Consider the following 9,825-nt stretch of genomic DNA (forward strand, 5'->3'; position numbering starts at 1 on the left):
AATTATCATACGCCAAAAACAATGAAATTTATTTTATTATTGTAGTATCTGATGTTGGGCTGCGCGGAGCTTAGCTCAACCTACCTTGCTTAACGCCTCGCATCAGCGGCCGCGTGCTGCGCGCAGTGCGAGGTCCGACTGCATGCGTTTGTTATGTGCCTGACTTTTATTCATAGTGGTTTACTTTCCTGTTCATCTCAAGTAATAAGGTTACGAGGCTAACCATCTGAAACCATACCCAATTATCAAAAATACTATGTAAATTACGCTGAATGCTACAAAATGATGTAATTTGATAGTTCGATTTGGAACCATCACCCCTTGCATCCATGCTATTTTAGTACACTTGGGTGATGTAAAGATTAAATAAAAAACATAATATAATACCGATGATATCGAGGAGACACCCCAAACTGCGCCTGTTGAAGTATCCGGGTCGTATAATTCCACATACATAAATACTACAAATAATATAAAAGTAACTATCAAGCCAATTACTTTCCTTTTGTTGCTATAAACTTCTAATTCCATATATTTTACCAAGCCACATAACAACTTATTAAACATGCATCATAACCATATATTGAGTTTAAATGTGAAACAAATCCGACCATTTTTTCTTATTTTGAATACAAAATACTCATTTAATTTCAAAATATACGTCATTAGCTCAGTATTTCGAGTTTAAAATGTATAAACGCATCATTATCCAATTATATCGAGTTAATAACGCATTAACCATACACAAGGACCGCCAGCGGCCCGCTGGCATCATCAAAAACACACCCCTAAGTCCCCTCTGCTTTCAGAGCCCTACTGTTGGCGAGAGGGGGATTTAGGGGTGTGTCATCTTTGAAAGTTTAAATCATTCAACTAAACGTTCCATTTAGTTGGTGGGCGGAGCCCACCCTACAAAAATTCGCTCAATCAAGCACCCAACAAGGGCAAATGCTTTATCGTGTGATAACGCAAAGCCATGCTCAGGCATGCGGTTAATTCATGCTTTGGAAGCGGTTCGGCAATTGGCAGTCTGAGTTCCCTGTTATCAATAAATTCGAAGGCTTCAGGATACAATTCCCTGAAAGCCTCTACCAAAATGGTGTTGCAGTTGAAATAAACAGAAACATATTCAGGATATTTATCTCGCCATGACAGTCTGACGGTACTGCCGTGCTTGGCTAAATAACTGGGCTCGCCCCACTTCAGTGTTTCTGTAATTTGCCCAATTTCCTTCTCTTTGCTCAACTGAAATATGATGGCCCGAATGGCCATGAGTTTTTCGCAAGCCGCTTCGGGAAAGGCGTTAAATTTTGACTGTACTGAATCGCCCATTTTTTATATTATAGCTGAGTCACAAATCATGTAGGGTGGGCTCTGCCCACCATTGAAAGTTCCATTTGGTTGGTGGGCGGAGCCCACCCTACAATATAAATTCATTCGTCATTTGATACTTCCCGCATCAAGCGACTGGCCATGTAGAACAGGCCACTGAGGACGATGACCAGCAAACCCCAGAAAATCCAGCGGCTGATTTTGGCTTCAGGTGGTTTGGGTTCTGCTTTGGGTTTGGGGGCCAATTCAGTCACGTTACCGGCTGTGACTTCACTTGAAAACATGTTGCTTTTTACCTGCGAGCTCAATTGTTGGTACCAGCGGTTATTGGCTGGTCGGTTGAGCGCTTTGGCACCGTAATTCAAGCTGTAAGGGCCGTCACCTTGGGCCAAGAATTGTAGTTGATGCGGTCGCCACGCAAAGCTCAATCCATTGATCCATTGGCTTGATATGTTGGATTGTGTGGTGAGTTTCCAGTACCTGTGGTTGTTAGGTCTGAAGTTGAGGCTGTTTTTTTCCATCGCCATTTCACCCGTGCCCAATTGATAAAACTGACCACTGGTCACTTTTTGCCAACGACTGTTTTCTGTGGCTTTTGAGTATAATTGCACATCGGCCATCAGGTTTTTGTATTGAAAGTCAAAGGCATAGGATTCAATCGGAAACACGCCATCGGTTTGCCAAATAATGGTGTAACCGTGTTGTTCTGGGTCCAAGATTTCATAGCTCAATATGCGCTTGTGTGTGAGACTTTGCGATGTGCTGTGGCTGGACAAACTGGCCTTGACACTGTTGACTTGGGGAACTGGCTGACCCAAAAATCGCAATTGGTAATAATCAAAAGCCTTGGCATAAAGTGGTATCTGATTTTCCAAAACCACCCGCTGCCCCGTGTTCAACTCAATCAGCTTGTGCCTTGATTTCAAGGTTTTCCAACTCGACAAATCGTTACTGCCTTTCACTTCGACATAAAAAACCCGGTTACCTGCTGATTCAAACTGCCAATCCAAAGTCAATCCAGTTACCTGCGCTTGTCGCAGAGAAGTCGCATCCAATAAAAAGCGGTCATTGCGTTTTTGTTCTTGGCTTTTGATGAATCTTTGTACAGATTCAGAAGTTTCTACTGTCAATTGCTGCAAGTCACCTTGCCATGAGGTGGTGACCTGCTTGCTTTTCAATGGCGTGTTGACGGTGTGGTTCAATGAAAAAATAGGCAAGGTACTTTCAAACACCTTGCGTTCAATGTCATCTGCCATCAAGCTCAATTTCATAGGCACCTGATCACCTTGTGTATTGAGCACCCGCAGGTCATGCAATTGTGGGTTTTGCGCCTGCTGATACACATGTTCAGGCACGGTCAGCTGAAAACCCATGGCTTCTGTGTCTTTTGTGTTCAACTGCTGTTTGAATTTAAAATCGACTGCAGCAGCACTCAGCGACAACAGCATACCAGCCACAATTGCTGGCGTTTTGAAGTTACACTTAATCATCATGCGCCCTCCTCTTTTGTATGTTCGGCTTCATGTTCGGCCTCATGTTTGGCTTCATGTTCGGCTTTGGTTTCTGGCGGCAAAGGTGAAAAATAACCCACCACCGACAACAACACACCCACGGTTAAAAATGCCACAATGCGTTCAATACTGCCCGATGCCGACATATCGACCAAGAACAGTTTGGCCACAACGGCTATCATCAAGCCCAAACCTAATAACCAAACTGGACGCCACTTTTTACGCGCTGCCAACACCATCAGTGTCACGGCGGTGGCCGCCCACAAAATACTGAAACCAGTTTGTACCATAAATGAAGAAACCAAATCGTTCCACTGGTAATTGATGCCATACCAGTAATGGAAACAACGCAACATGCTTGCATTGAGCATAACAAAACCCATGACCGCGAACAAACCATACCTTATTCTTTGGTCTTGAATAAAAAACGTCATGCCCGATTTTTGAGGGTCTGATTTTTGCATCAGATAAGTCAAAAACAAAGTGGCCACACCCACCAAGTCAATCGCATTCAAAACCGGCAAATACGGTATGCCGATGGATTCACCTGGTTTGGACACATTCAAGGCCAACAGCATCAACCATTGCAAACACATCATCAGTGGCAAGGCCCAATACAGGTAAGCATGTGGCTGAGCTTTCAATGGCCATTGGATGCGGTCTCGGAGTACATAAACTGTAGCCAAAATCACCAGCATCATGGTCACAGCCGCACTGTCATGCCAAATGTTATCAACGCCAATTTGCCATTCAATCAATTGCGCCCATTCAAACATCAGCACCAAACTCAAACTCAACAAGCTGATGACATGGAAAGGGTCTGTGGCTTTTCCCAATTTTCCGTCATAAACTTTCAGTGCCCAATAATTGACAGCAAAAGCCATCAACCAAGCCAGCACACCTACCGAGGCATGGTACGGTTGAAAATTAGGCACCATCACCACCAAATAAGCCAAAACTGGCGTGATGGCGTATTTGATTTTGTGTAAATCAGACCAGTTCATTCGATGGGCCAACAGCACAAAAAGCAGCCATGATGCGCTGACAAAAATCACCACAGCCGGTAACACATGCGGTGCTTCTAGAAAATACTGCGCTTCTCTGACACCATTGATAAACCAAGCGGCCAAGGACAACAGCAATAATACTGCTGAAATGATGTTCGACATATCAGAAGCATCTTTCATCTTCAGCTGCCAATACCTGGCCACCACAAAGTGAGTCAAAGCATATGTCAACATCGCCAAATACGCCACATTGAATATTGGCCAATCATTAAGCTGCACAGGTATGTCCCATTGCAGTGTTACAAAGGTCAAATACAAAGGCATGGCCATGGCAAATACCACACCCAATGCCGCCCACTTAAAGTCAGGCCATTGTTTTTTGTGCCCAAACCACAACAGCACGCCTGCGGTTAACGCCATCATGTTTTCTATCCACAATAACTGCACATCCGGTAAGAACCGGTGAATCTCATAAACCATGGCAAACAACCAAGTCACCACACCAGTAGCCAAGAAATAACGGCTGACCCAGGGTTGTTGCAATTTGGTTTTCGTCTCATGTTGTTGTGCAAAATGTTTAGCCCAAAAGACTGACATGATGATATAAAAAACAGCCACAATGGCCAAGCCTGCGAAGCGTTCATTGAGGAACATGGTTTTTTCCACGGTGTATCTGTTGACGTTGGCTAACAACGGCCACATCGCCACATTCACCACCAAAGCACAACGCATCAATAATTCATGGCTCAATTTCTTGGCGCTGAACACCAACACCAAAGTCGTGACCAACAACCACAGCTGCTGCAAGAAATAGGCACTGGCTCGGAAGTGTTTGTCAATTTCATGCAAACCACCGATCACCCACCATGACACCGCGGCCAACAACATCAAATGCGACACCCAAGGCGTTTCAAATTTGAGTAAACGATCAGCATGAATCCTTGCATACAAGCCGATAAAAGCCGATGCCAAAACAATAATGACCACGCCAATGAAGTCGGCATTCATAAATGCCATGACTTCTTTGTTCACCTCAGGTTCGACAAAGAATGCCATCGCTCCCAATACAGCCAAGGCGTAACCACTGAAACGCGGTAACACGCGGCTTTGTTTGATACCCACCCAAACCATCGCACTGGCTTCTGCCACCCACATCGCCGAAGTGACGCGACCATCGAAGCCCAAAGGAATCGCCAAAGTGCCGAATCCAACACCCAAAGCGATGAATGATTCGATTAAATCCTTGAAGAAAGGTCGGTGCAGCATTTTCACCAAATAAGCCACCAAGACATAAAACACACCCAAAGCCAAAGCTGAGTATGCCAAACCATATTCGATGTCTTTGACCAAAGCCGCTTGCAATGAAAACACCACAATAGGCGTACCGAATATGATGGTACCGTCATTGATGCCTTTGAGTTTCGGAGGCTGTTTAAAAGCAAACAACACGGCCACAGCAACATAAAGTAAAAAGTGAGCAATCAAAAACGGTTCGACTGAGGCAAAGAATTGCGGTTGATAAAATTTAGCACCCCAAACACTGCCCACAGCAAAGGTTGAAACAAAGCCCACCACATTCAACAAACGCCAAGATTTAAACCAAGCGATGCCAAAAATGCTCAAGTTCAATAACAGGTAATAAGCAAACAATTGCACATGACTACCACTGCCTGTAGAGGTTAATATGGGCGCAGCAAAGCCACCCAAAATACCAATCACTGCCAAAGCCATGGCATCCTGTAACACCGCCAATGCAGCTGAAAATACCACGATGCCTACCAGTAAAATCAACACCATATTGGCAGGAATCAATTGGTGCAATCGCATCGCCGCGAACAAGGTCAAATACAAAACTCCGATGCCACCACCTTGTAAACTCAAGGCAAAGCCCGGACGCTTTTTGCGCAAGCGCCACCCCAACACTAAAAGTACCAATGCGCCTAAAAGGATACCAACATACCTGAATTCAACAGGCACAACGGTTCGTTCTGCCACGTATTTCAATAAGAAAGCCACACCAACAAACAACACCAACATGCCGGTCCTGACCAGTGAATTACCACCGGTAAAATAACCTACAATCCAATCTTTGGTTTTGCTCAATGCCTTGCTTACAGCTTGTTCAAATGCAGAGGGTTTTTGGAGGGCTTGTTCTTCAGTAGCTGAATTTTCTGCTTCAAGACGTTCCGCAGCGTGTTCGCTGGATGCTGCTACCACATCGTTATTGGCGGTATGTTCATTGTATGCTGAATCAGTGGCCACAGGCACATCATGGGTATATTCAACAGCAAGTTCATTATTTGTTTCACACGTTGCCAACAATTCATCTGCAGCTTGGTCTAATGCTTCATTCTTGGCTTCATCTTTACCTTCAGCTTGAACTGCAACTTCATCATTGAGCTGAGGCGTTTCAACTGCAGCATAAACCAAGTCTTCAGGTTGCTTTTTATCATGCGCCGCCATGGCATCTTTATGAGCACTTGTATATTCGTCAGGATTGGATTCGGTTTTATCCGGTGTGACATGAGGCAAAGGCCGTTGTGACTGACCTGCCTTGCTAGCGTCCGCCTTGGATTCATCTGCCATGGTTCCGTCAGCTTTAGCATCTTGAACATTACGCCGGGGCGTATCAGTTTCAAACCGTGCTTGAGAGCGAGCCACCTGCTCTTTTGCTTCGAAATCAGCAATCCGAGTTTCTAGTGAGGTGATTTTCTTGCTTAAGCCAACAACCCAAGCCCAAAACAGCCCTAAAAATATACCTAAATAGGCACCCCATTCTCGGCCAATAAATGCACCAAAAATAATACCTGCAATAAAACCAAAAACGTATCTCATTCGCCGCAATTCCCTCAATGCCGCCAGGTCAACAAACTGCCGCCCGATCTTGTCATTAATTTTGACACATCAGGCTTTAAGATGCCACGGCTTATTACCGCCAGTAAGAATCTGTAGAGCGCGGTTCCGCCCACAATCTGGTACAAATTATTTCGAAATTGTAAGCTGCGGCTCCGTCCACCCATAACACCGTCTTTTCAACGACGAGGTGAATTGCGAAGCAAAAAAAAGATTCTATTCTTCAAGGGAAGGACGGCTTTGAGGCAATGATAAACCCGTAGCTGCACCCTTCGCGGGTGCACATACATCTACCATTATCTCGACCAGCTGGATTAATAAAGTGTGGCGACAGTTCAAATGAATTGCTTTATCATGGTTGGTTTGAATCACTTTTACCTCATTCTTATGGGTTACCAATCTAGAGAGACTGGGAACCAGAAAAGGTATTTTTTCACATGAATTTCTGTTGGTGATTGACACTTCTAACCATTAAATAAACACACATTATACAAATAACCAGATAAATCCTGGCCATTCAAATTCAAATTCAAATTTAATTTCATTCCCAAGCACCAGATGATTAGGGCTGCATTTGATAGAACCCAAAATCTCCCAGTTCATTTGCAAACCATTTATTAAGGTTTTAGAATAATTGAACGGATCGGGGAAAAACAATGTTCAATAGACGCACCAACCATATCGCAACAGCATTCATCTTGATGCTGTCTGTGACGCAAGCGCAATCACAATTGGTGCTGATTGCTAACGACCACATTCAACAGGATTCGCCGGGCATAGATGAAACGCGACAGTTGGATGCCCGCTTTGGTTATTCACTGGCCTCTCATGAACAGCAGTTGGTCATTGGCAGCCCGGGGGCTTTGGTTGGCGGTGAAAAGGCAGGTGCTGTATACCGTTTAACCGGCGGTGATTCGGGTATTTTTCATTATTCAGGTTCAATTAACAAATACTCTCAAGACACACCCGATATACCAGGGGCTGCCGAAAACGGTGATAATTTTGGCTTCAGTGTCGCCATTGGGATGTTTGCTTGGGCTGATCAAGGCTGTCTTTCTACAGGATATTGTTATGGTTATAAGGACATCATTGCCGGTGTGCCCACTGAAAGTTTGAGCGGTGATGACGATGCGGGCATGGCGAACATGATTTTTCCAGGAACGGTTGATTGTGATGTAAATGCAGCAGGTAACTGCGGTTTACTTTATGCGCCCCTCGATCAACTCTATCAAAGTAACGCCATAAGTGGCAGCTCGGAGCCCGGTGACCTTTTTGGCTTTGCTTTGGCTGTGGGTGATTTCGATGGCGATGACAATGATGATTTGGCCATTGGTGTTCCTGGTGAGGCGGTGAACAGTAATTTAGCCACCAATGCAGGTGCCGTTAATGTGGTGATGGGTTACCGTGGAATCGGCTTGGACAGAAACAATGACAAGTTTTTAAGTCAATCCACTTTGCCAGGCGGTGCCCGCGATGATGAATACTTTGGCTATGCACTGGCTGTTGGTGATTTCAACGGTGATGGTCTTGATGACTTGGCCATTGGCGTGCCGACTGATGTACAAACCGCCGGCACCAATCGAAATGGCGGCGGTGTCAATATTGTCTATGGCAGTGATGGCCTTTTTGGTGGTTTAACGACCTCAGGTGCGCAACACTTCGATCAAGATACAGACGGCATCAGTGGCGGCTCAGAAAATAATGACCGTTTTGGGCATGCATTGGCCTCTGGTGATTTTGATGGTGATGGCTATGATGATCTGGCCATTGGCATACCCACAGAGGACATTGGCAACATCACAAATGCAGGTGCCATAGCTATTTTATATGGTAGCTCAAGCGGCATCACCGCTTCGGGCGATCAATTCATTCATCGAGATACCACTTATGTCAATGGCGCAGCTGAAGCCGGCGATCAATTTGGTTATGCTTTGACCACGGGTGATTTCGATGGTGATGGTGTTGATGATTTGGCTGTGGGCATACCTTTTGATGACGTAGATTCTGCTGAAGATTGTGGCTCGGTGCAAATTTTTCACGGCCAACAAGATGGCCAATTGTTTGGCGTGAACAGAGATTACTCTTTCCACCAAGGCAGTTTAGGTTATCCCGGCTTTGTCAGTGGCGGTGTTCGTTTTGGTCATTCGTTGGTCTCTGGGGATTTTGACAAGGATGACAAAGATGACTTGGCCGTAGGCACCGCTGGCAATTTAGTCACATCAGGCTCAATGAATGGTTCGGTTTCAGTGATTTATCAGAAAGTCTTTATTGATCTGATTTTTGAAAATGGTTTTGAAAATTGAGTTTAATGCTATTGGTTTTCAGTTGAAACATGTTGTTTTTGTTCAACGCCTCAATAACCGGCAGCTGAAACGGAGCGAAGCGCAGTGTAAGCTGTCCGGCGCCGAAGGCGCGAAGTTCATTGACTTGTTAGGCATTTTATTCGAAGTTCTTGACTGGACGCACCAAAATAATGTCCCTTTGCGGATCACTACCCAGTGAAAATACATGCTCTCCAGCTTCTTCGAAATTAAATTTTTTGTAAAAAGCGATTGCTCTTGGGTTTTCCTCCCAGACTCCAAGCCACGCGATATCAGTATTGCGCTCCTCAAAAACTTTAAGACACTCATTCATTAAGTTATGAGCCAGGCCTTTTCCGTGAAAATTTTTATCTACGTAAAGCCTGTGAATCTCACCTGGACTATTAGCTGAAACGCAACTAGGGGAATCACTCCACCTGAGTTGAGCGTATGCCACTAACTTGCTGCCGATCTCTGCAACGAAAGTGACATATTTTGAGCTAACAATTTCTTGGCCTTGAATTTCATTTCCGTAACTTGAAAGGCAATGAGAATTCATATTTTCAGGTGTATTTTTCTGAGCGAATGTATCTCTAAACGTAGCTTCCGCCAATTTAGCCAGATCTGCAGCATCAGAAATTCTTGCCAATCTAATAATGCTCATTAATATCTCCGAAGATGCCTAACGCCCGCCTCAACTGCCGGAGGCCAATGGCGCCTTTTGTGCGGTTTTTTGCACAAAAGGCGCCATTGGCCGGAGGTCAGATTGCAGGCGCTTGTTAAGTTTTTTACTGCTCATACTTCCGCAGTTTTTTGTACACC

5 protein-coding genes are annotated in these 9,825 nt (G+C 44.8%); 1 reads left to right on the forward strand and 4 read right to left on the reverse strand.

Going from position 1 to position 9,825, the window contains the following annotated elements; genetic code table 11:
• Window positions 1-927: 927 nt before the first annotated feature.
• The 3 genes from FET73_RS14865 to FET73_RS14875 all read right to left on the reverse strand — a co-directional run bounded on the left by FET73_RS14865 (window position 928) and on the right by FET73_RS14875 (window position 6,685).
• Entirely contained in the window at window positions 928-1,332 is a 405-nt protein-coding gene (locus tag FET73_RS14865) for a DUF1801 domain-containing protein (RefSeq protein WP_154224761.1), read from the reverse strand.
• A 101-nt stretch (window positions 1,333-1,433) separates the two neighbouring features.
• Entirely contained in the window at window positions 1,434-2,825 is a 1,392-nt protein-coding gene (locus FET73_RS14870) for a DUF3999 family protein (protein ID WP_154224762.1), read from the reverse strand.
• Entirely contained in the window at window positions 2,822-6,685 is a 3,864-nt protein-coding gene (locus FET73_RS14875; protein ID WP_154224763.1) for a DUF2339 domain-containing protein, read from the reverse strand. Before FET73_RS14875 ends, FET73_RS14870 begins: the two co-directional genes overlap by 4 nt.
• A 674-nt stretch (window positions 6,686-7,359) precedes the next feature.
• Here FET73_RS14875 and FET73_RS14880 point away from each other — a divergent pair.
• Window positions 7,360-9,006 (forward strand): FG-GAP repeat protein, encoded by a 1,647-nt coding sequence (locus FET73_RS14880; RefSeq protein WP_154224764.1) that lies wholly within the window; start codon window positions 7,360-7,362, stop codon window positions 9,004-9,006.
• 136 nt (window positions 9,007-9,142) lie between these two features.
• Here FET73_RS14880 and FET73_RS14885 read toward each other — a convergent pair whose 3' ends face one another.
• Entirely contained in the window at window positions 9,143-9,667 is a 525-nt protein-coding gene (locus FET73_RS14885) for a GNAT family N-acetyltransferase (protein ID WP_154224765.1), read from the reverse strand.
• Between the last annotated feature and the right edge of the window lie 158 nt (window positions 9,668-9,825).

The organism is Marinicella rhabdoformis (genome assembly GCF_009671245.1).
In the GTDB taxonomy this organism is placed as follows: Bacteria; Pseudomonadota; Gammaproteobacteria; order Xanthomonadales; family Marinicellaceae; genus Marinicella; species Marinicella rhabdoformis.